Here is an 18,521-nt window from a genome sequence, read left to right as displayed (position 1 = left end):
TGATAAGCATCAATAAATCCCTATTAACCACAAAGAATGCAGGGGTTTTGCAAGATCTGGCTAGGGATTTGTGGGAATGTTGCTTACAACAGCAGTCTCACCTTTTACCTGTCTGAGTAGTATGCAGAACTTTATCGTCAATTCCGAGCTGGAATCTTACCTTCGCCTGAACCGCGCCGCCTGCGGGGAGTGGACGCTGGCCCTGCAGGATTTGCTGGGCTGCACCGGGCTGGTTTGTGATTGGTCCCGGCCGAAAGCCGAAGCCGGCTCGTTGTCGGCGCTGGAAGTCGGAGCAGGCATGGTTGCCGCTTTATCAGTCAGCCAGAATCTCATCCTGAAACACTGCTGCCTGGATTCGCCCTTGCTGGTGTTCCGGGTTCAGGGGCGGTGTGAGGTTGTGTCTGCCGGTAAGGCAGCGACCACGGTCTTTCCGTTTCAGGTAATTCCGCCTGCTCAAACCTTCAGCCTGAGGGTGGCGGCAGACAGCCGTGTGCTCCTGCTCCGGCTGGCAGACCAGCCCGATGCGCCGCATACAGGCCCGGCCATTGGTGATGCGATCACCCGTTGTATCCACGGGTTCCTGTTCCAGGTCGGATTTCTGCAAGACCACGATCACGGATGCCGGGCGGCGGAAACCCTGTTGCAGGAGATCAACGGGATACTTCGCGGAAACACCGCTGCTGCCTCGGCAACGACAGCCATTCCGGAGCCCGACCGGCGGCTACTCAAGGCCATCATCAAGATACGGACAGAGCCGGACTGGCAGTTTGACCTGCAGGAGTTATCCAGCCACGCCGGGGTGAGCGAGCGCAACCTCTACTACCTGATGAAACGGCAGACCGGCATGACACCCTATCGCTATTACCAGCGCTGCCGGCTGATTCGCGTGCGCCGGCGGCTGGTGGACTGCCAGTGCGCAGTGCCTCACATTTCCCGCTATGCCGGCGATGAAGGTTTCAGCCACTTTGGCCGTTTCGCGGCGCTCTACCGGGAACACTTCGGAGAGCTGCCCAGCGAAACGGTTCAGTGGCGCCGGCGTTTGCAGGCTCAGGAGCTGCTGGCGCCGGCACTTTCCTGATCTTCGTACTCATCAGCGGCGGAGCCGTGGTGGTCACGGGCCAGCAGGATGTAGAACGCCGGCAATACGAACACGGTGAACAGGGTGCCAATGCCCAGGCCGGCACTGATGGTCAGGCCGATGGCAAACCGGCTTTCGGCGCCAGGGCCCACGGCTATCAGTAGCGGCACCATGGCGAAGATCAGTGCCAGTGAGGTCATGATGATCGGCCGCAGGCGAATAGCTGCAGCCTCAATCACCGCCTCTACCTTGTTCAGGCCTTGCTCTTTCTGTAGCTGGTTGGCGAATTCCACAATCAAGATGCCGTTCTTCGACACCACACCAATCAGGGTGATCAGGCCCACCTGGGTGTAGATGTTCATACTGGCGAAGCCCAGTACGATGAACGCCATGGCGCCGGCAACGGACATGGGCACCGACACCAGGATGATGATCGGGTCGCGCCAGCTTTCGAACTGCGCCGCCAGTACCAGGTAGATCACCAGCAAGGACAGGAAGAAGGTCACCACCAGGGCGCTGCCCTGGGTCGCCAGCTGCCGTGATTCGCCGGTGTAGTCGAAGCTGAAGCCCTGCGGGAACACTTCTCCAGCAGTCTGCTCCATGAACTCCATGGCGGTACCGGCTGCCACGCCGGGCATGACCACCCCTTCGAGCGTGAGCGAGTTCAGCTGGTTGAACTGGGTGCGGTTGGATGGTTCCACTTCCTCGGTAAAGCTGACCACACTGGAGAGCGGTACCAGCTCGCCGTTGCCGGCGCGGATGTAGTAGTCATCCAGTGCTTCACGGCTGGCGCGGAACTGGTCGTCCACCTGTGGAATCACCTGGTAGGAGCGGCCTTCCATGTTGAAGCGGTTGATGTAACCACCACTGAGCATGCTGGCCAGCGACTGGCCAACATCCTGCATCGACAGGCCCAGGTCTGCCACCCGGTCACGGTCCACGTTAATGCGGGTGCTCGGCTTGTCGAAGTTGATGGATTTCTTAAGGAACATGAAGTTGCCGCTCTGCATGGCCTTGCCCAGCAGTTCATCGGCCACCTGGTCGAGCTGCTCGTAGCTGCCGCCGGTGGTGATCACAAACTGGAACGGCAGGCCACCGCCGGAGCCCGGCAGGGCCGGCAGCGGGAACACTGCAGTCTGCAGCCCGGTGACATTCTTCAGCTCGGCATCCAGCAGCGGCTGGGCCTCGAACTGGCTGATTTCCCGCTCGCTCCAGGGCGACATCTTGAAGCCGCCAAACACGGCGTTCGGGCTGGTCACACCCAGGATCATGAAGTCTTCGTTGTAGCCGGGCACGGTGGCCATGCGGTCCTGCACTTCCTGGCCGTGCTCATAGAGGTAGTCCAGGGTGGACGTTTCCGGCCCCAGGCCCTGATAGAACAGGATGCCCTGGTCTTCGGTGGGGGCCAGTTCGTTCTGGCTCATCATCACCATGAAGTAAATGGAGCCCAGCACCACCACGGCGAAGAACACCACCACCGACTTGGTCTGCATCAGAGAGGTCAGTGCTGCTTTATAGGCATTGGCCAGGCCGTTGAAGGTTTTCTCCACCAGTTGCTCGAACTTGCCCGGGTTGCCGTGTGGCTTGAGCACCTTGCCGGACAACATGGGCGATAGGGTCAAGGCCACGATGCCGGAGATGACCACGGTGCCGGCCAGGGTGAAGGCAAACTCGGTAAACAGTGAGCCCACCAGGCCACCCATAAAGCCGATGGGGGCGTACACCGCCACCAGGGTGGTGGTCATGGCGATGATTGGGGTGGCCATCTCCCGGGCACCGTTAATGGCGGCCTCGAACCTGGACTCGCCCTGCTCGATATGCCGGTGCACGTTCTCCACCATGATGATGGCGTCATCCACGACCAGGCCGATGGCCAGCACCATAGACAGCAGGGTCAGCAGGTTCAGGGAAAAGCCGAACATCAGCATGATGAAGGCGCCGCCAATCAGCGACAGCGGCACGGCAACCGACGGCACCACGGAGGCACGTACTGAGCCCAGGCACAGGAACACCACCACCAGCACGATGATCATGGCTTCGATCAGGGTACGGATAACTTCGTTGATGGAGTCGTCGATAAAGTCCGAGGCATCGTAGGCCAGGCGTACATTCAGGCCGCTGGGCAGCTGGCTTTCGATGTCGGGCAGTTCGTCTTTCACCAGTCCGGCTACCGTCAGCGGGTTGGCTCCGGGCGCCATTTCGATGGCCACGTAGGTGGCCGGCTGGCCTTTGTACAGGGCCAGCTGGTCGTAGTTCTGGGAGCCCAGTTCCACCCTGGCAATGTCCTGAAGGCGGATCAGCGTGCCGCCGGATTGCTTCACTACCAGGTTGCGGAAGGCTTCCGGGTCTGCGATGTCGGTGTCGCTGGTCAGGCTCACTTCGGTGTACTTGCCCCGGGTCTGGCCCACGGCGGCCTGGTAGTTGTTGGCCCGCAGCTTGGCGGCCACTTCTACCGGCGTCAGGTCTACCGCAGCCAGTCGTTCCGGATCCAGCCATACCCGCAGGGCGAAGGTTCGGCCCAGCAGCTGGGCCTTACCCACGCCAGACAGTGCCTGCAGCTTGGGCTGAACAACACGGGTCAGGTAATCGGTAATCTGGGGTACATCCAGCTCGGTGCTGTAGAAGGCGATGTACATCAGTGCGGTGTCGTCACCGGTGGTGGAGGTGATCACCGGGTCTTCGGCTTCTGCCGGCAGCACGTTGCGCTGGCTGGCCACCTTGGCCTGGATTTCCGCCAAGGCATCGTTGGCGTCGTAGTTCAGCACCATCTTGGCCTGGATGGTGGACACGCTCTGGGAGCTGGTGGAGGTCAGGTAATCAATGCCGCTGGCTTCGGCAATGGCCTGTTGTAGCGGCGTGGTGATAAAGCCCTTGATCAGGTCCGAACTGGCACCGGGGTAGGCGGTGGTTACCGTCACCGTGGTGCTTTCCAGCTTCGGGTACTGGCGGATTTCCATTTCCATGGCGGCCCGGGCACCGAGCAGCAGGATCAGCAGGCTGACCACCGTGGCCAGGACTGGCCGGTGGACAAATATATCGGTGAATTTCATTACTCAGACGCCTCCTGGCCGGATTCGTCCTGAATCTCAACCCGCTGGCCGGCCCGGAGCCTGAGCAGGCCCTTGGCAACCACGGTTTCACCGGATTCGAGGCCGGACGTTACGGAGGCCCTGCCCTCACGGACTTCGCCGGTGGTGACGCTGCGGCGGCTGACCACCAGCTGGCCTTCATCGTTTTCTTCCACTACGAACACGAAGTTGCCGTAAGTGTTATAGGAAATAGCCTCGCGGGGCAGGGTGACCACTTCGTTATCCCGGGGCTGGCCGGTCTGGACAGTGGCAAACATACCCGGGCGCAGCAGGTTATCTTCGTTGTTCAGGATGGCGCGTATGCGCACGGTGCGGGTTTCCGGGTTCACCGAGGTGTTAATGGCGCTGACGTCACCCTCAAAGGTGCGGTCAGGCACTGCGGCTACAGTGACAGACACCGGATAGCCCTGGTCGACATCCGGCAGGTATTTCTCGGACAGTGTGTAGTCCACGTAGATTGGGTGCAGCATGTTGATCTCGACGATCGGGGTGCCGGTGCCAATGTACTGGCCCTGGTCCACCATCCGGATGCCCAGCTTGCCGTCAAACGGGGCCTTGATCACCTTCTTGTTCAGCTGGGCCTCGGCCTCGTTCACCCGTGCCCGGGCGGCATCGTAGTTGGCCTTGGCTTCGTCGTACTGGGACTGGGACACGGCGCGCCGCGGCAGTAGGTCGGAAATCCGCTTGAACTCCTGCTGCGCCAGTTGAGCCTCGGCCCGACGGGTGCGCAGGGCGGCTTCGTCGATAGCGGCATCCAGACGAACCAGGACGTCTCCCTGTTTAACCGCATCGCCGGATTCAAAGCTGATGCTTTGAATCACTCCCGGCACCTCGTTGGCCACCTCAATACCGTTAATGGCTTCTACGCTGCCCACCGCCTTGATGGCCGGCTGCCAGTTTTCGGTGGTTGCCTTGGTCACGGAAATGATCGCCGGCGGCTGAGGCTGTGACAGCATTTCCTTCATCTGGCCAAACTGCATGAATTTGTAGCCAAAGATGCCGCCAAGGACGACACCAAGGAAAATGATGACGATGACAAAACGGGATGCGGTGCGCATAGGTCTGTTCCTGGGAATAGAGTTCTTGAGACTGATAACGTCGCTGGGATGGGAAGGCTGACAGCTTTCCTTGCGCATCAGATGACAGCGACCAGACGCTTGCTGCTCACTCGGGCGTCAGCTCAGCGTTAACCAATAGGATGCTACAAAAAGCACTTGAGTTTGTCACCCGTTTGCAGAAAAAACGCAGTATATGTACTGCTGCGTCTTACGTCTAAATGACGGGGGTGGATCTGATCTCCGCGGTAATCTGTTATGCTCCGGTGACGATACAAGCGGGTGAGGATTTGGAATGCAGTTGATTCTCGGCCTGGCCCTGGCGGCCGCCGTGTTTGTCATCCTGAAAAAATGGGGCGCGCTGTCGCCGGAAGGCCAGAAAGCGGCCATCTGGAAAGTGGTGCTGGTGGCCGGCGGTGCCCTGTTGCTGTTTATGGTGCTGACTGGCCGGGTGCACGTGATCACTGCCGGTATTGCGGCACTGATTCCGCTGCTGAGAAAACTGCCGGCGCTGATGCGGTACGCGCCGATGTTCCGTAAGGCCATGGGTGATTCATCCGGGCCGGAATCGGCCGGACAGGCCGGTACGGGTGACCAGCGGGCACCGGTTGCCGGCGCCATGACCGAGCGGGAAGCCTGCGATATTCTGGGGGTGACGCCGGGTTGCACCCGTGAAGAGGTGGTGGCTGCCCACCGCAAGCTGATGCAGAAGGTGCATCCGGATCGCGGTGGTAACGATTACCTGGCCGCCAAGCTCAACGAAGCCCGGGACCTGCTGATCGGCAAACGTGGCGCCTGATCAGGGCAGGATATCCACTTTCACATCAATGGCCAGCTGTTCCGCCAGGCTGCTGTTGCGCTGATAGACCAGGCCGCCCTGCTGGCGGCTTTCCGATGTGCTGACCCCGCCCAGAGACACCCATTGCCCCGGCTCCACCCGGCGGATGGTCACCAGCGCCTCGGTTTCATAGCCGGGCAGTGCTGCCGGGTCTTCCTCGAACGATACAATGTTCAGCTCCACTGCCTGGTCGGAAATTGACTGGGGGCTGACCACAAACCCGCTGCGGGTTTCCACCTGTTCCAGGATCACCGCCGGGTTGCGGCCACCCTGAACGGCGAAGGGCAGGGTGCGCACGCTGCCGGAGGTAATGTGGGCCGATTGCCCGTCCTGAACTACCAGATGGCGCTGGGAGCTTGAGTTGCTGGAACGGCTGCTTTGCTCGACCCCGGCGGATACCCGGTTGCGGTTTACGCTGACACCAGCACCGGAACCCGAGCTGTCTGAACTCTGCCGGTAGCGCACGGTAATGCGCATCTGTACCGGAGGTACATCCAGCGAGCCGACCAGGGTGCCGATTTCATCCAGCAACACTGGCTCTCCCCTTACAACCAGTTGTGTTCCACGGGCCGTTACCGACACTGGAGCTTGCTGGTACAGGGTGCGTACCTGCTGCGCCATGTCTTCGGCGGTGCGGTTCTGCAGCTGGTAAATGCGGGTTTCCTGTTCTGCCCGGGCCGCCGCCGGAGCCGCCAGGCCAAGTATCAGAACGGCCAGCAGGGCCAGAGTGGAAAACCGGGCGAAAGGATTGTGCATCTGGGCCTCCGAAGCCACGTTAACGACACCCACCGGAAAATAATCCGGATTGCGGGTTGCCAATCTGAAAACCGCGGGTATATAGTGAAAAGCATGAAGACTCTACACACAGCCTGTCAATTGAACGTTCTGAAAGCTTTCGGTGAAAAACTGAAGGCCGCAGGTTCTGCTGTGTATTTTTGGTGGTTTGGTTATGGCTTTTATTTTAGCCAGAGCCCGGGCCGCCCGTAAGATCTTCATCGACCGAACACAACGAGGAAGGCAGCCCGGCAAGCAACCCAGGCTGCCACCGGACTCCGAAAAGCCCCGACTGGTAGCCCAGCCGGGGCTTTTTTGATTCTGACACAGGGAAACGGGAACACAGACATGAACATGCCGCTGAAATCTGAAACACTGGACGCGCAATCCTCCAGCGCCTGCCAGCACCGCCAGGAAGCCAGGTTGCCTACCGCCGCCGAGTTGCGCCAGCAGTTTCCTGCCGATGAGCAACTGGTTCGGGCTATTGCCGGTTACCGCGAACAGATCCGCGCTGTACTGCACGGTCAGGACGACCGCACCCTGATTGTTATGGGGCCCTGCTCCATTCACGACGAACAGGCTGCCCTGGACTACGCCACCCGCCTGAAAGCGCTGTCAGACGACGTCAGTGACCGGTTCCTGATTGTCATGCGCGCCTACCTGGAAAAACCCCGCACCACCGTGGGCTGGAAAGGCCTGTTGTACGATCCTGAGCGTACTGGCCGCGGTGACCTGAAACTGGGGCTGGAGCGTTCCCGCAAGTTGTTGCTGGCGTTATCCGAGCTTGGCCTGCCGTTGGCCACCGAAGCCCTGAGCCCGTTCATGATGGATTACCTGGGGGACCTGGTGAGCTGGACCGCCATTGGCGCCCGCACCACCGAATCCCAGATCCACCGGGAAATGGTCAGCGGCCTGCCCATGCCCACCGGGTTCAAAAATGGCACCGACGGCGGTATTACCGTGGCCAGCCATGCCATGAAGTCTGCCTCGCACCCTCACCACCACATGGGCATTTCCCACAGTGGCGCGCCGGTGATGATTTCCACCGTTGGCAATCCGGACACCCACCTGGTGCTGCGCGGCGGCCGGGGCGTGACCAACTACGATGAGCTGAGCATCGCCAAGGCAGTGGCAGAGCTGGAAAAAGCCGGCGTATCAACGGCCGTGATGGTGGACTGCAGCCATGACAATGCCTGCAAACAGGCCGAGCGGCAAGTGGACATTGCCCGGGATGTGATGGCCCAGAAGCGCAATGGCAACCGGCACATCAAGGGCCTGATGCTGGAAAGCTTCCTGGAATTCGGTCGCCAGGATGATGGTAAAGAGCTGGTCTACGGCTGCTCGATTACCGATCCGTGCCTGGGCTGGGAACAGACGGAGGCTCTGATCCGCTCACTGTAGACAACAACAGCTGCCCGGCCAGCAGCACCAGGATGCCCCCCATGGCCCGATCAAGCCAGTGTCCGAACCGGTTGAAACCCCGGCGGACACGGGGGTGGGTAAAGAACACCGCCACCATCGCAAACCACAGGCCCGTGGCCAGCGCCATGTACAGGCCATAGCCTGCCTGCAGCAGAATGGGTGTGCCCGGGTTGATCACCACCGAGAACAGGGACACAAAGAACAGCGTTGCCTTGGGGTTCAGGGCGTTGGTCAGAAACCCGAGCCGGAAGGCTGCCATTCCTGTCTGTTGGGTCTTTTCAGCCGCATCCACATGCACTCCGCCCGGCCTGGCCCGCAGACAGTGCCAGGCGATGTACAGCAGATAAACCGCGCCAACCACTTTCAACACGGTGAACAGCATCACCGATTGCTGGATGATCAGTCCGATACCCAGCAGCGAATAGCCCACGTGCAGCAGAATGCCCAGCCCGATACCCGCAGCCGACAGCAACGCGTTGCGCCGGTTCTGGGTCAGGGCCTGGCGCAGCATCACCGCAAAGTCCGGCCCGGGGCTCGCTACCGCCAACAGGTGCACCAGGGCCACCGTAAGAAATTCCAGCCAGTAATTCTGCACCTGTTTGCTCCTGTTAACGTAGTGACCTGTTGAGCCTTATGGTCGTAAGCCGATGAAGGTGATTGCCGGCAAGCATAGAAGGATTTTTTTCCGGTTTCACCTGTCAGGATTCCGTAAGCTTTCTATACTTATAACTTAACCTGCAGAAAAGACGGGAATTTCCGGTTTTCAGAGGAGGCCAGATGAACAAGCGTGACGTGGATGTAGCGATCATCGGCGCCGGCACTGCCGGCATGGTGGCTTACCAGCGGGTAGCAAAGAAAACCGACCGTGTGGTGCTGATCGAGGGTGAGCAGTACGGCACAACCTGTGCCCGGGTGGGCTGCATGCCCAGCAAATTGCTGATTGCCGCCGCCGAGCGGGCCCACGACCTGAAATCCGCCGGCGACTTCGGTGTGCTGGCTGGCGATGTCCGAATTGATGGCCGGCTGGTAATGCAGCGAGTACGTGCCGAGCGGGACAAGTTTGTGGCGCCGGTGGTCCGCTCCATGGAGAAACTGCCGGAAGAACATCGCCTGATGGGCCATGCCCGCTTTGTGGATGCCCACCGCCTGGAAGTCGGCGACCATACCGAAGTCCGTGCCGATCGCATCATCATCGCCACCGGCTCCCGCCCCAACATACCGGGTATCTTCAAGGAAGCCCGGGACCGGCTGATTGTGAACGACGACATCTTCGACTGGCAGGACCTTCCAGACTCTGTCGCGGTCTTCGGCCCCGGGGTCATCGGCCTGGAGCTGGGGCAGGCATTAAGCCGGCTGGGGGTTAAGGTGCACCTGTTCGGCGTCAGCGGCGGCATCGGCGGCCTGCGGGATGAGAAAATCCGTGACTACGCGCTGAAAACCTTCAGCGAAGAGTTTGCCTTCAGCCCGAAAACCGAAACCCGCCGGGTGGAACGGACAGACGGTGGTGTGCAGATTACCTGGCTGGAAGACGGCAAAGAGCACCAGGAAACCTTCGACTATCTTCTGGCGGCCACCGGGCGCCGGCCGAATATCGATAACCTGGACATCCAGAACGCCGGCATCGAGCTGGACGACCGGGGCATGCCGGAGTTTGACCCTTACACCCTGCGCTGCGGCGACAGCCATATTTTTATCGTCGGGGATGTGAATAACCACCGGCCGTTGCTGCATGAGGCCGCAGATGAAGGCCGCATCGCCGGAGACAACGCAGCGGCATATCCGGAGGTACAGACCGGATTGCGCAAAACCCCGCTGGCCGTGGTGTTCAGCGATCCGCAGATTGCCTCGGTGGGCCTGACCATTCACCAGGTGGATGAAAAGTGCCGGGGCTGCTTTGCCGTCGGAGAAGTAAGTTTCGAGAACCAGGGACGCAGCAAGGTGATCGGCAAGAACCGGGGCCTGCTGCGGGTGTATGGCGAACATGGCAGCGGATTGTTCATGGGCGCGGAAATGTTCGGCCCTGCGGCCGAGCATATTGCCCACCTGCTGGCGTGGTGCGCCCAGAAGCGGATGACCGTGAGCGACATGCTGGAAATGCCGTTCTACCATCCGGTGATTGAAGAGGGCTTGCGATCAGCCCTGAAAGACCTGAACAGAAACCTGAAACTGGGCCCGGAGCCCGCGGAAGGCTGCATGGACTGCGGCCCGGGTGTTTAACCCGGGCCGCTGGCGGAGCTGATCTGTGTCAGTTCACTATGACGTGTGATGTTGCAAGCTTACCGGTGTGGCGGCAGCGTCCCTTGCATTTTGCTGGTGCCGCGCCCATATCTTCTCATGGAAGAAGTAGGCCACGGTGTTGATGGCCGGTTCCACCATGGCAATCAGGCTGCCGATCAGGATGTCACCGGTCAGCAGGTAGGCCACGGTGAAGGCCACGGTAAAGTGGGTGATGGCGAAGGTAATCGTTTTCAAAACCGACTGATCACCTTTCGTGCTGTGCTCGTGGACAAACAGTTTCAGCGTACTCATGATCAACTCCGCATTTATCAGGTCTATGATTCAATTTAAGACCAAACGAGAATTATTTCCAAATAGATTGTGCGATATCCTGCAATAGGTTCGAGCTATAAGATTTCAGGCTATCGAATAAGTTTTTACTATCAATGACATTAAGGAATGGAACTGGGCCCAGGGCCCGGAACTGACTTAGAGTAGTAATCAGAGACAACCCGACGACGAATCAGGAGGTTCAAATGGGTAAGAACTTTATTGGTCTGGATACCGAAAAAACCGCCGCACTGGCTAGCTCACTGAATGATCTGCTGGCCAACTACCAGATCTTTTACATGAACGTGCGTGGTTACCACTGGAACATCAAGGGTGAGAACTTCTTCCTGCTGCACGAGAAATTCGAAGAGCTGTACAACGACCTTCTGCTGAAAGTGGATGAAATTGCCGAGCGTGTACTGACCCTGGGCCACCGCCCGGCTCACGCGTTCAGCACCTACATCGAAACCGCCGAAGTGCCGGAGCGCAAAGACGTATCCAACGGCAAAGAAGCGGTTGAGAACATTGTTGAAAGCTTCGGCAAGCTGATTGCCAAGCAGCGCGAACTGCTGGAGCTGGCCGGTGAAGCCGGTGATGAAGGCACCTCTGCCCTGATGAGCGATTACATCTCCGGGCAGGAGAAAGACGTGTGGATGTACCGGAGCTACCTGGGCCAGTAAGCCAGGCAGAGCGGTAACCTGAAATGGCGGCTCCCCGGAGCCGCCATTTTTGTATGTGCGTCATCGGCTTGTCTTTTTTCTGACGCGGTTTTGTCATCTGTTTGCCATAGCTTGGGTCGTCATTTACACACCGACGACACAACCCGAGGTAAACATGATTTTCCAGCGAACCCTTCTGACCTCCGCCATTCTGGCCACCACCGTTGGCCTTGCTGCCTGCGCTACCGGCAGCGGTTCTGAAACCCAGCCCAGGGCTTCCTTGCCGGGCCTGATCGAACTCAATGTACTGGGAAGCTCCAAGGCCCCGGGCAATGTGTTCGACGAAAGCGCCGCCGAAATCGTCGCCCATGATGCTGCCAACCAGCGTCTGTTTGTGGTGAATGCCAATGCGGCCACCGTGGACGTACTGGATATTCGTAACCCGTCTGCACCGGTGCTGGTTAACACCATCGACGCCAGCCGCGAAGGCGCCTCCGCTAACAGTGTGGCGGTGTATGGTGACCTGGTCGCCGTCGCCATCGAAGCCGAGGTGAAGCAGGACAACGGCAAGGTTGTGTTCTACAACGCATCTGATCTGTCCAAGGCCGGTGAAGTGACCGTGGGCGCCTTGCCAGACATGGTGACTTTCACCCGCGATGGTCAAAAAGTGCTAGTTGCCAACGAAGGTGAACCGAATGACGACTACTCACACCGCCACATCCAGCGGCGGCACCTGCTGGTGTAAAAACCACTTCTCTGTCACTACCTTCCGGGTAAACCAGTGCGAGCGCATCAGGGTGCTGGCAATGGGTTGCTTGAGCCATTCAGGCAGGTCAAAGCCATGCTCCTGTTCGGAGGCGCGATTGCCAAAGCGGGTGGCAATTTGTTCGCCGTAGGACTGCAGGGAAATCGCAGAATAGTCCGGGGCTTCCTGTATCACTTTCGCAGCCATCAGGGCCGATTCGATGGCCGGGCGGATGCCTTCGCCGCTCTGGGTGTAGGCCAGTCCTGCAGCATCACCGATCAGCAACACACCGTTGTCCACCAATGGCCGGTCGGCGTGGGCATACAGCAGATAGGCGTGACCCTTGAACCGGCCGGGCAGGTCGGCGGGAATGCGGCCGGCCTGTTTCATATCTTCTACAAAGGCTTCCAGGTGATCCGTCAGCCGGTGGTTGTCTTCCCGGCCCAGGCCAATGTTCAGGTAGCTGCCTTTTCGGAACACCCAGGCATAGCCCTTGAGATCGCGGCAGAACCAGAGTTCGGGGGTATCGCCCCGGGCTTCGCAAGAGCGGGCCTGTTCCGGAGTCATCTCGAACTCTACTTCCTTGGCCGCAACCACGGTTTCATGCTTGCCGGGGCCGTTGCCCAGCTGCCGGGCTACCGGGCAGAAGTGACCGCCGGCGCCCACCAGTAACGGCGCCTGCCATTGTTCGTTGATTACCCAGTTGCCGTTGTCACGGGTAATGGATTTTACCGGCGTACCCAGCTGTTTGGTGCAGGACACCCGGCCAAGCAGGTAGTCATCAAACTCGCAGCGGCGGATGCCGTAACTGACCACTTCACCGTGGTTGTTCTCCACCGCGTCCTGGCCCATCATGCCGATGCGGAAGCGGCGAATGGGTTGCAGGGTGCGGCCATTGCCATACTCGTTGGCATCAATATCCAGGCTTGCCAGTACCGCGGGGGTTACCCAGCCTGCGCAGGTTTTATCCCGGGGGAATTCGGCCTTGTCGATAATCAGCACCTGCTTGCCCGCGCCCTCCAGCGCCCGGGCCAGGGTAGAGCCGGCGGGTCCGGCGCCGACAATGATCACATCGTAGTAATCCATCAAATGCCCTCCGGTGTGGCTGGGAAGGTATAAAGATCCTGCCGGCTCCGGGGCAGCTGATTGTTATCGCCGTGGGTGAATACCACCTGGAACAGCTGCAATGAGCCGGCCCGGAAGGCTGCAATGGAGCCGGCCAGGTACAGCCGCCATGCCCGGGTGAAGTGCTCGTCGTACATCTCCGTTACCTTGTCCTGGTTGGCGGTGAAATTGTCCATCCAGTGGCTCAGGGTCTGGGCGTAGTGCAGGCGCAGGTTTTCCACATCCAGCACCGAGAAATCGCCGTGTTCGCAGAGTTCCATAAACTCGCCAATGCTGGGGGGGTAGGCGCCGGGGAAAATCCGTTTCTCGATCCAGGCGTTCATCAGCATCGGCCGGTTGCGCCCGATACTGTGCAGCAGGGCAATGCCATCGGGTTTGAGGGAGCGTTTGATCAGTTCCGACAGGGCGGGGTAGTTGTCCTTGCCCACATGCTCCAGCATGCCGATGGAGACGAAGGCGTCGTACTGGCCTTCAATGTTGCGGTAGTCGTCTTCCACATAGGTGACCAGGTTATCCAGGCCCTGCCGCTCTGCTTCGGCCCGGGCATAGGCCAGCTGCTCCCGGGAAATGTTGTAGGCATGCACGGTTACCCCGTAGTTGCGAGCCATATAACGGGCCAGGCCGCCCCAGCCGCAACCGGCTTCCACCACGGTCATGCCCGGTTTCAGGCGCAGTTTGCGGCACACATGTTCCAGCTTGGCCAGTTGGGCCTGTTCCAGGGTCTTGTCTGCCTGCTCGTAATAGGCGCAGGTGTACTGCATTTCCGCACTATCCAGCCACAGCTGGTAGAACTCGTTGCCCAGGTCGTAGTGGTGGTGGATGTTTTCCCTGGCTTCGGAAATCCCGGTAGGCCGGGGGTTGTGGTTGCGCCAAAGTGCATCCAGCCATTTCGGCCACTTCTGCCGGGCCGCATGAACCGCCCGGTACATGGCCTCCATAAGATCCGGCAGGTCGCCGTCTACTTCCAGCCGGCCGGCGCTGTACAGGTCTCCGAACGCCAGGTTGGGATTGGCCACCAGTGAATACAGGGCTTTGGGGTCGGCCAGGCTCAGGGTGAACCGGGCGGGTTGCTGCTCCGGTTCGGTGGTCTCGCCGTTCCACAGGCGGAAGCGCACCGGTGGCGAACCGGCCATACGCATCAGCTTGGCCACCAGCCAGCGCTCGTAGCTGTGGGGTTCCCGGTCGGTCTGGCTGTTCTCCAGGGGCAGGGTCAGCACATGGCCCTGGGCTCTTGGGTCGCTTCCGCTATATTCCGGTTTGCGGGCGGTGTTCTGTGTCACGGCAGGCTCTCCCTTTGTTCTCTGTACTCCTGTGCGGTCCCGAAATCAGGCTGAGAGTCGCGTTTCTGATTCAGTATAGAAAATGATCAGGATTTGTCAGGTATTGGCGAAAACGGAGGGCAAAGCAGGGAGAAAAGCGGGATCGGGCGGGTGCCCGATCCCGGAAGGTACAAGTCTTAGTAAGTAGCGCTCATGCCAAACCATTCCGGGAAGATGACGATCAGCGCCAGCACCAGAATCTGGATCAGTATGAATGGCACAATGCCTTTGTAGATATCGATCGTTCGGACATTCGGTGGTGCCACCCCTTTCAGGTAGAACAGTGAGAACCCGAAGGGTGGTGTCAGGAAACTGGTTTGCAGGTTCATGGCCACCAGAATGGCAAACCACAGCATGTTGATGCCCAGCGCTTCCGCCACCGGCGCCAGGATCGGCACGATGATGAACGAAATCTCCACGAAGTCGATAAAGAAGCCCAGAACCAGGATCACCAGCATGGCCAGGATGATGAAGCCCCACTGTTCGCCCGGCAGCATCAGCAGCCATTCTTCCAGAAGGTAGTCGCCGCCGGTGTAGCTGAACACCATGGAGAAGGCGGTGGCACCGATCAGGATGGCGAACACCATGGCGGTTACGCTGACGGTATCCTTGGCCGCATCCCACACCATCTTGAACGAGAACTGGCGATAGATGATGGCCAGGACCACCGCACCCACACCACCCAGTGCGGACGATTCGGTGGGGGTGGCAATGCCGGTAAAGATCGAGCCAAGCACCACCACAATCAGTGCCAGCGGCGGGATAATCGCGAGCAACGCATCGCGTATTTCCTTGCCACGGCTGATGCTGTCATCCGGCGGCATGGCCGGCGCTGTCTGGGGCTTGAGGCGGGTGATCACCAGGATGTAGATAATGTACAGGCCGATCAGAACGATGCCGGGCATCACTGCGGCCTTGAACAGGTCGCCCACCGGCAGGCCCAGCACATCCCCCAGAATGATCAGGATAATGGACGGCGGCACAATCTGGCCCAGGGTGCCGGACGCACAGATAGTACCGGTGGCCAGGCGCTTGTCGTAGTTATGGGCCAGCATCACCGGCAGGGAGATCAGGCCCATGGCCACCACACTGGCGCCGACCACACCGGTGGACGCAGCCAGCAATGCGCCCACCAGGATGGTGGAGATAGCCAGGCCGCCCGGCAGGCCGCCAAACAGCCGGCCCATGGACGTGAGCAGCTGCTCGGCCAGCCTGGTGCGCTGCAGCACCACGCCCATGAAGATAAACAGCGGCACGGCCATCAAGACGGTGTTCTGCATCACACTCATGATGCGGTAGGGCATGAACGCGAACAGATCCATGCCTTCAGCGAAGATGCCAAAGAACAGCGCCACGCCACCGAAGGTGAAAGCCACCGGGAAACCCAGCATCAGCATGACCAGTGCCACGCCGAACATAATCATGCCGATCATGCCAGACCTCCCGCACTGTGCTCGCCTTCGTATTCTTTATCACCTGCCATCACCCTCAGGGCGTAGGTGGCCATGTTCAGGCCGGCGGTCGCCATAAACACGGCAGAGAAAGGAATCACGGCCTTGATAATCCAGCGGTGTGGCAAGCCGCCCGGGTCGCCGCTGCCTTCACCCATCTGGTAGGCGTCCTGGGCAAAGCTATAACCGTAGAAGCCGATCAGGTAGGCGAAGGGGATTACAAAAATCAGGGCGCCAACCAGGTTAACCCAGGCTTTGCGCTTCTGGCTCCAGTTGGTGTAGAACACGTCTACCCGAACGTGGCTGTCTGTGCGCAGGGCATAGGGAATGCCCAGCAGGAACACCACCGAATACAGGTGCCATTCCATTTCCTGCATGGCGATGGAGACGTCGTTAAACACATACCTTGTGAGCACGTCGTAGAACACGTTGGCGGCCATCAGGATCATGGCAATGCACGCCACCCAGCCACACACTTTCGAGACCCAGGCCAGGCCCTCGTCCAGTTTTATTATCCAGCGCATCTGTACATCGTCCTCCGCAGAGCGGATTTTCTGTTCTGATTAGAAAGCAAAAAGCCGGGACCTCTCCAAGAGCGATCCCGGCTCTGTTGCTGCATGGCGCCCAGTTTACTCGACTTCCGCCATGGTGTTGAGATAGGCCCTTTCGGAAATATCCGTGTAAGCCCGGCTCTGCTCCTGGTAGCTCAGCTGGGAATCAATGATCTTCTTGGCGATTGCACTGTCTTCCGCCGCTTCTGTCAGCAGTTTTTTGTTGGCATCGTACATGGCCTGGAAGATGTCTTCCGGGAACTGTTTGATCTGTACGTTCGGGTAGTCTTGCTTGATGTTGGCCCAGGCCTTGGCGTTTTCATGCTGGGAATGTACCAGCATGTCGTAGGAGGCGGTGCGCATGGCTACCCGCATGATTTCCTGCAGGTCTGCCGGCAGGCGTTCCCATACACGCTTGTTGACCAGGAACTGCAGCTCGGTGGCCGGCTCGTGCCAACCGGTGTAGTAGTAATCGGCGATCTGCTGGAAGCCAAGACGCAGATCCAGGGCCGGACCTACCCACTCAACGGCATCAATGGTGTTGCGCTCAAGGGCTGTATACAGCTCGCCCGGGGCGATGTTGGTGGGGTTAACACCCACCTCGGCGAAGACTTCGCCAGCAAAGCCCGGGATGCGCATTTTCAGACCTTGCAGGTCTTCCAGCGACTTGATTTCCTTGCGGAACCAGCCGCCCATCTGCACACCGGTGTTGCCGCCGGGGAACGACAGCATGTTGTGGGGCTCATACACTTCCTGCATCAGCTCCATGCCGCCGCCGTGGTAGAACCAGGCGTACTGTTCCATGGCGTTCATGCCGAACGGCATGCTGGTGAAGAACAGGGTTTCCGGAACCTTGCCTTTCCAGTAGTAGGAGGCAGAGTGGCCCATGTCGTACTGGCCTGCCTTGACCATATCGAACACGCCCAGCGGCGCTTTGTGCTTGTTGGCGGAGTCGATGCGGATGGTCAGCCGGCCGTCAGACATTTTCTCGACGGTTTCGGCAAAACGCTTGGTTGTGTCACCGAAAATGGGAAAGTTGGGGCCCCAGGTTTCGGCCAGTTTCAGGGTGAATTTGTCTTGTGCCAGCGCCTGTGTGGCGGCAAATGTCGTTGCCACAGCCAGTACAGCCGCAGATAGAACAGAACGGATCTTCATTGCTCTTCTAACCTCTGATGTTGTTGTAATTGTCTTTGGCTCAGAGCCAGCCGCTTTTTGGGTGACCGGCTTGTTCTTGCAGTCTAGTTCACAAACACAATGGTTGTGCTATGCAGCTGCTCGAATTAAGACATATGTCTAAGGCCTCGGAGCTATACGAACGGTTTTCACAAATCGTTCATCCGGCCGATCTGGCTGGCCAGGCGCATGGCTTCATGTTCTTCCAGCGATTTCAGGTCTTCCAGCAGAGACTTGGCTTCGGGAATCTCTGCCTTGCCGATCAGGCTGTCGTAGAGCGCCATGACCTGATCATGAAAATCAAAGATCTCACGGGCAATACCGGCGAAGTCCAGCGCGGAGTAATCGGTACTGCAGGTCCGGTTTTTTTCGATGGGCTTGTGCACCCCGTAATCGTAAAGCCGGGTTTGCATGGCTTTCGGATCGGCCTGGTTTTCATACTCGGCCACCGCCTTTTCCAGCAGGGTCTCGTGGCTGCTGATGTAATCCAGCAGGGCACTGGCCCGCTCGTCTTTATGCTGGCCGGCCGATTCGTGCAGGCAACGCGCCAGGTGGGCGTGCAGTTGCCGGGTCCAGTCGATCAGGTCTGCGAAGGTTTTGATTTCCATACGGCATATCTCCGGTCAGAATGGCTGTTGAAATGTCGGTTTGTCTGTAAGTCTAGACAATATTCTCTGCCTGCCATGCCCTTTGCC

The 18,521-nt window shown here is 59.3% G+C and carries 17 protein-coding genes; 6 read left to right on the top strand and 11 right to left on the bottom strand.

All coding sequences use genetic code 11. From position 1 onward, the window contains the following. Nucleotides 1-76: 76 nt before the first annotated feature. Nucleotides 77-1,078, top strand: coding sequence for an AraC family transcriptional regulator (locus tag H3Z84_RS16175; protein ID WP_228285794.1), 1,002 nt, complete (start codon nt 77-79; stop codon nt 1,076-1,078). Here H3Z84_RS16175 and H3Z84_RS16170 read toward each other — a convergent pair. Beyond that, nucleotides 1,048-4,128, bottom strand: a complete 3,081-nt coding sequence (locus H3Z84_RS16170; protein ID WP_199458201.1) for an efflux RND transporter permease subunit — start codon at nt 4,126-4,128, stop codon at nt 1,048-1,050. The two genes, H3Z84_RS16175 and H3Z84_RS16170, sit on opposite strands and share 31 nt — an antisense overlap. Further along, complete coding sequence (locus tag H3Z84_RS16165) at nt 4,128-5,225, bottom strand: efflux RND transporter periplasmic adaptor subunit (protein WP_199458200.1); 1,098 nt, start codon at nt 5,223-5,225, stop codon at nt 4,128-4,130. The genes H3Z84_RS16170 and H3Z84_RS16165 overlap by 1 nt, the downstream gene beginning before the upstream one ends. Nucleotides 5,226-5,517: 292 nt before the next feature. On the opposite strand from H3Z84_RS16165, the gene H3Z84_RS16160 reads away from it, so the two are divergent. Further along, complete coding sequence (locus H3Z84_RS16160; RefSeq protein ID WP_199458199.1) at nt 5,518-6,021, top strand: DnaJ domain-containing protein; 504 nt, start codon at nt 5,518-5,520, stop codon at nt 6,019-6,021. On the opposite strand, the gene H3Z84_RS16155 is transcribed toward H3Z84_RS16160, so the two are convergent. Continuing rightward, the gene (locus H3Z84_RS16155) at nt 6,022-6,816 is read right to left on the bottom strand and encodes a secretin N-terminal domain-containing protein (RefSeq protein ID WP_199458198.1); all 795 of its coding nucleotides are present in this window, start codon (nt 6,814-6,816) and stop codon (nt 6,022-6,024) included. Nucleotides 6,817-7,182: 366 nt separating this feature from the next. Between H3Z84_RS16155 and H3Z84_RS16150 the strand changes: the two genes are divergently transcribed. Next, entirely contained in the window at nt 7,183-8,235 is a 1,053-nt protein-coding gene (locus tag H3Z84_RS16150; protein ID WP_199458197.1) for a 3-deoxy-7-phosphoheptulonate synthase, read from the top strand. On the opposite strand, the gene H3Z84_RS16145 is transcribed toward H3Z84_RS16150, so the two are convergent. Continuing rightward, on the bottom strand, nt 8,180-8,851 hold the full coding sequence (locus tag H3Z84_RS16145) for a LysE family translocator (RefSeq protein ID WP_058341925.1): 672 nt from the start codon (nt 8,849-8,851) through the stop codon (nt 8,180-8,182). The genes H3Z84_RS16150 and H3Z84_RS16145 overlap by 56 nt on opposite strands. 182 nt (nt 8,852-9,033) lie before the next feature. Between H3Z84_RS16145 and H3Z84_RS16140 the strand changes: the two genes are divergently transcribed. Then, a complete protein-coding gene (locus H3Z84_RS16140; RefSeq protein WP_199458196.1) occupies nt 9,034-10,473 on the top strand; it encodes a dihydrolipoyl dehydrogenase in 1,440 nt (479 codons plus the stop codon). A 36-nt stretch (nt 10,474-10,509) separates the two neighbouring features. On the opposite strand, the gene H3Z84_RS16135 is transcribed toward H3Z84_RS16140, so the two are convergent. After that, nucleotides 10,510-10,785, bottom strand: a complete 276-nt coding sequence (locus tag H3Z84_RS16135; RefSeq protein WP_199458195.1) for a DUF2061 domain-containing protein — start codon at nt 10,783-10,785, stop codon at nt 10,510-10,512. Nucleotides 10,786-11,009: 224 nt separating this feature from the next. On the opposite strand from H3Z84_RS16135, the gene H3Z84_RS16130 reads away from it, so the two are divergent. Continuing rightward, nucleotides 11,010-11,483: a Dps family protein gene (locus H3Z84_RS16130; protein WP_022988406.1), complete on the top strand. Its 474-nt coding sequence runs from the start codon at nt 11,010-11,012 to the stop codon at nt 11,481-11,483. 154 nt (nt 11,484-11,637) lie between these two features. Continuing rightward, nucleotides 11,638-12,207, top strand: coding sequence for a choice-of-anchor I domain-containing protein (locus H3Z84_RS16125; protein ID WP_228285793.1), 570 nt, complete (start codon nt 11,638-11,640; stop codon nt 12,205-12,207). Here H3Z84_RS16125 and H3Z84_RS16120 read toward each other — a convergent pair. The 6 genes from H3Z84_RS16120 to H3Z84_RS16095 form a co-directional block, all read right to left on the bottom strand. Continuing rightward, complete coding sequence (locus tag H3Z84_RS16120) at nt 12,169-13,293, bottom strand: NAD(P)/FAD-dependent oxidoreductase (RefSeq protein ID WP_199458194.1); 1,125 nt, start codon at nt 13,291-13,293, stop codon at nt 12,169-12,171. The genes H3Z84_RS16125 and H3Z84_RS16120 overlap by 39 nt on opposite strands. After that, complete coding sequence (locus H3Z84_RS16115) at nt 13,293-14,612, bottom strand: class I SAM-dependent methyltransferase (protein ID WP_199458193.1); 1,320 nt, start codon at nt 14,610-14,612, stop codon at nt 13,293-13,295. Before H3Z84_RS16115 ends, H3Z84_RS16120 begins: the two co-directional genes overlap by 1 nt. Nucleotides 14,613-14,788: 176 nt before the next feature. Further along, nucleotides 14,789-16,084 (bottom strand): TRAP transporter large permease, encoded by a 1,296-nt coding sequence (locus tag H3Z84_RS16110; protein WP_199458192.1) that lies wholly within the window; start codon nt 16,082-16,084, stop codon nt 14,789-14,791. Next, nucleotides 16,081-16,626, bottom strand: a complete 546-nt coding sequence (locus tag H3Z84_RS16105) for a TRAP transporter small permease subunit (RefSeq protein WP_022988399.1) — start codon at nt 16,624-16,626, stop codon at nt 16,081-16,083. Before H3Z84_RS16105 ends, H3Z84_RS16110 begins: the two co-directional genes overlap by 4 nt. Nucleotides 16,627-16,731: 105 nt before the next feature. After that, nucleotides 16,732-17,808: a TRAP transporter substrate-binding protein gene (locus H3Z84_RS16100; protein ID WP_022988398.1), complete on the bottom strand. Its 1,077-nt coding sequence runs from the start codon at nt 17,806-17,808 to the stop codon at nt 16,732-16,734. A 167-nt stretch (nt 17,809-17,975) separates the two neighbouring features. Next, nucleotides 17,976-18,434 carry a hypothetical protein gene (locus tag H3Z84_RS16095; RefSeq protein WP_058341900.1) on the bottom strand — a complete coding sequence of 153 codons (459 nt, stop codon included), beginning with the start codon at nt 18,432-18,434 and terminating at the stop codon, nt 17,976-17,978. Nucleotides 18,435-18,521: the final 87 nt, after the last annotated feature.

This window comes from Marinobacter sp. bablab_jr003 (assembly GCF_016464245.1).
GTDB classification, from domain to species: domain Bacteria; phylum Pseudomonadota; class Gammaproteobacteria; order Pseudomonadales; family Oleiphilaceae; genus Marinobacter; species Marinobacter vinifirmus.
This window is presented reverse-complemented; position numbering and strand designations above follow the sequence as displayed.

What these genes read in the sequence shown, in the direction of transcription:
- H3Z84_RS16175 (WP_228285794.1), top strand. Translation starts at nt 77, where the DNA reads ATGTTGCTTACAACAGCAGTCTCACCTTTTACCTGTCTGAGTAGTATG.
- H3Z84_RS16170 (WP_199458201.1), bottom strand. Translation starts at nt 4,128, where the DNA reads ATGAAATTCACCGATATATTTGTCCACCGGCCAGTCCTGGCCACGGTG.
- H3Z84_RS16165 (WP_199458200.1), bottom strand. Translation starts at nt 5,225, where the DNA reads ATGCGCACCGCATCCCGTTTTGTCATCGTCATCATTTTCCTTGGTGTC.
- H3Z84_RS16160 (WP_199458199.1), top strand. Translation starts at nt 5,518, where the DNA reads ATGCAGTTGATTCTCGGCCTGGCCCTGGCGGCCGCCGTGTTTGTCATC.
- H3Z84_RS16155 (WP_199458198.1), bottom strand. Translation starts at nt 6,816, where the DNA reads ATGCACAATCCTTTCGCCCGGTTTTCCACTCTGGCCCTGCTGGCCGTT.
- H3Z84_RS16150 (WP_199458197.1), top strand. Translation starts at nt 7,183, where the DNA reads ATGAACATGCCGCTGAAATCTGAAACACTGGACGCGCAATCCTCCAGC.
- H3Z84_RS16140 (WP_199458196.1), top strand. Translation starts at nt 9,034, where the DNA reads ATGAACAAGCGTGACGTGGATGTAGCGATCATCGGCGCCGGCACTGCC.
- H3Z84_RS16135 (WP_199458195.1), bottom strand. Translation starts at nt 10,785, where the DNA reads ATGAGTACGCTGAAACTGTTTGTCCACGAGCACAGCACGAAAGGTGAT.
- H3Z84_RS16130 (WP_022988406.1), top strand. Translation starts at nt 11,010, where the DNA reads ATGGGTAAGAACTTTATTGGTCTGGATACCGAAAAAACCGCCGCACTG.
- H3Z84_RS16125 (WP_228285793.1), top strand. Translation starts at nt 11,638, where the DNA reads ATGATTTTCCAGCGAACCCTTCTGACCTCCGCCATTCTGGCCACCACC.
- H3Z84_RS16120 (WP_199458194.1), bottom strand. Translation starts at nt 13,293, where the DNA reads ATGGATTACTACGATGTGATCATTGTCGGCGCCGGACCCGCCGGCTCT.
- H3Z84_RS16110 (WP_199458192.1), bottom strand. Translation starts at nt 16,084, where the DNA reads ATGATCGGCATGATTATGTTCGGCGTGGCACTGGTCATGCTGATGCTG.
- H3Z84_RS16105 (WP_022988399.1), bottom strand. Translation starts at nt 16,626, where the DNA reads ATGCGCTGGATAATAAAACTGGACGAGGGCCTGGCCTGGGTCTCGAAA.
- H3Z84_RS16100 (WP_022988398.1), bottom strand. Translation starts at nt 17,808, where the DNA reads ATGAAGATCCGTTCTGTTCTATCTGCGGCTGTACTGGCTGTGGCAACG.
- H3Z84_RS16095 (WP_058341900.1), bottom strand. Translation starts at nt 18,434, where the DNA reads ATGGAAATCAAAACCTTCGCAGACCTGATCGACTGGACCCGGCAACTG.